Origin of the sequence: Borreliella yangtzensis (assembly GCF_014201775.1) — a bacterium.
In the GTDB taxonomy this organism is placed as follows: domain Bacteria; phylum Spirochaetota; class Spirochaetia; order Borreliales; family Borreliaceae; genus Borreliella; species Borreliella yangtzensis.
The window spans coordinates 1-2210 of sequence record NZ_JACHFG010000051.1 but is presented as its reverse complement, the minus strand read 5'-3'; the positions used below and the strand labels follow the sequence as shown (position 1 = coordinate 2210).

Sequence of the window (2210 nt, the reverse complement as noted above, 5' to 3'; positions counted from 1 at the left end):
GTTAACTTTATTGTAAGTAGTTTAAATGAAATACTTAAAAAAGAATTTAAGCTAAATCACGGTCTTGCAAATAAAGAAAAAGTTACAATACTAGACTTTGCAACAGGAACCGGTACATTTTTACTTGAAGTTATTCGTACTGTACTAAAAGAAATTAAGAAAAAATCCGGAAGACAAGAAGATTATATTAATTTTCATATTTTAAAGAATATTTATGGTTTTGAATATTTAATGGCACCTTATGCTGTAGCACACCTGAAATTATGTCAGTATTTAAAAGAAGTTTGCAAAGTTGACTTTAATAAGAATTCAAGGCTTAAAGTATATTTAACCAATACTCTTGACTTAAAAGAAATTACAGATCAGAAATTCTTTTCTTTTTCTTTTTTTAAAGATATTGCAAAAGAAACCAAGGAAGCAAATGAAGTCAAGCGTAATCCAATACTTGTAATACTAGGTAATCCACCTTATAGTGCAGAATCAAAAAATAATAACGAATATATATTAAATATAGTTAATGATTATAAAAAAATAGAAAATGAGCCTATAAATGAAAAAAATACTAAACCACTTAATGATGATTATGTAAAATTTATTAGGTTCGCAGAGAATAAATTAGAAGATAACAAAGAAGGATTGCTAAATATTAAAGGCAGTGAAGAGGGACTTCTTGGCATTATAACAAACAATGGATACCTTGATAACATCACATTTAGAGGTATGAGATACCATCTACTTAAAACTTTTGATGAAATTTATATTTTAAATCTACATGGTAACTTGCGTAAAAAAGAAAAAACTGGAGATGGCAGTGTAGATGAAAATGTATTTGATATTCAAACTGGGGTTTCAATTGCTATTTTTACTAAATATAAAGAAAAAGAGAAAAAAAACAAGTTAGCTAATATTTACTATAACAGTATAAAAGGTAAAAGAGAAAAAAAATATGAATTTTTAAATAATAATAATATCTTTACTGTTAATTTTGAAAAACTTGAATATAGTTCACCTAATTATTTCTTTATAAAAAAAGATTTTTCAATTGAAAGTATTTATAGTAAAGGAAAATCTTTAACAGATATTTTTAATGAATTTAATGTTGGAATAGTATCTTCTAACGACAAAATAGCAACTGATTTTACGCTTAAAGAACTTATAAATAAACTTAATGACTTTGCATATCTTAAAGAAGAAGATGCAAGAAGTAAATATGGTATAACAAAGGACAGCAGAGATTGGAAATTAATAAAAGTTCAAGAATTTTTAAAAAATACCAATTTAAATGAAAATCATATTAAGGAAATATCATATAGACCATTTGACGATAGATTTACTTATTATTCTAAAAATAGAGGAGTTGTAGCAGAGCCAAGATATAAAACAATGAAACATATTTTAGAAATTGAAAATAATATGGGGATTGTTACAACAAGACTTTTAACAACAAATAGTTTTCAACATGCTTTAATTACTTCTAAAATTTCAGATAAAGGTTTTGTTTCAAATAGGGGCGAATCGGGCTATCTTTTTTCACTTTATATAAAAGAAAATCAAGGTGTGTTCAAAGACATAAAAAAAGAAAACTTTAAGAATACTTTTAAAAATTTTATTAATGATAAATATAGCAAAATATTTACACCAGAAGAAATATTCGGATATATTTACTCAATTCTTTATTCAAATATTTACAGAACTCGTTTTATTGAATTTTTAAAAATAGACTTTCCCAAGATTATTTTTGTAGATAATGTAGATATATTTTTAAAGCTTAGTAATCTTGGAACTAACCTAATTAATCTTCATTTGCTAAATGATAATTTAAAACTTGATAATAGTATTGGTAATCATAAAGGAGACCATAATCGCATTGTAGATAGAATTACTTATAAAGAAGATAGTAATGAACTTTACTATAATTCAAAATGCTGTTTTACCAATGTATCTAAAGAAGTGTATGAATACATGATTGGAAGTTATCAAGTTCTTAAAAGTTACTTAAAGTATAGAAAAGGTAGAGAGCTTATTGTTAACGAAAATGAAGACGAAATTGAGCACATCGAAAAAGTTATTAAAGTACTTAGCCACACAATAAACATTCAAAAAAAAATTGATAGTATCATCCTCACAAGTGAACTGCTATTTCTATAATCTTTGATTTAAAAATAGCAGTTCACTTGTTATTGAAAATCTAATTTCTATTGCATGTTTTT

General features: G+C 24.8%; 1 protein-coding gene. It reads left to right on the top strand.

Annotated elements, in window-relative coordinates:
- Positions 1–2148, top strand: a 2148-nt coding sequence (locus HNP68_RS06595; RefSeq protein WP_183221642.1) for a type ISP restriction/modification enzyme, incomplete at its 5' end; no start/stop codon positions are given.
- Between the last annotated feature and the right edge of the window lie 62 nt (positions 2149–2210).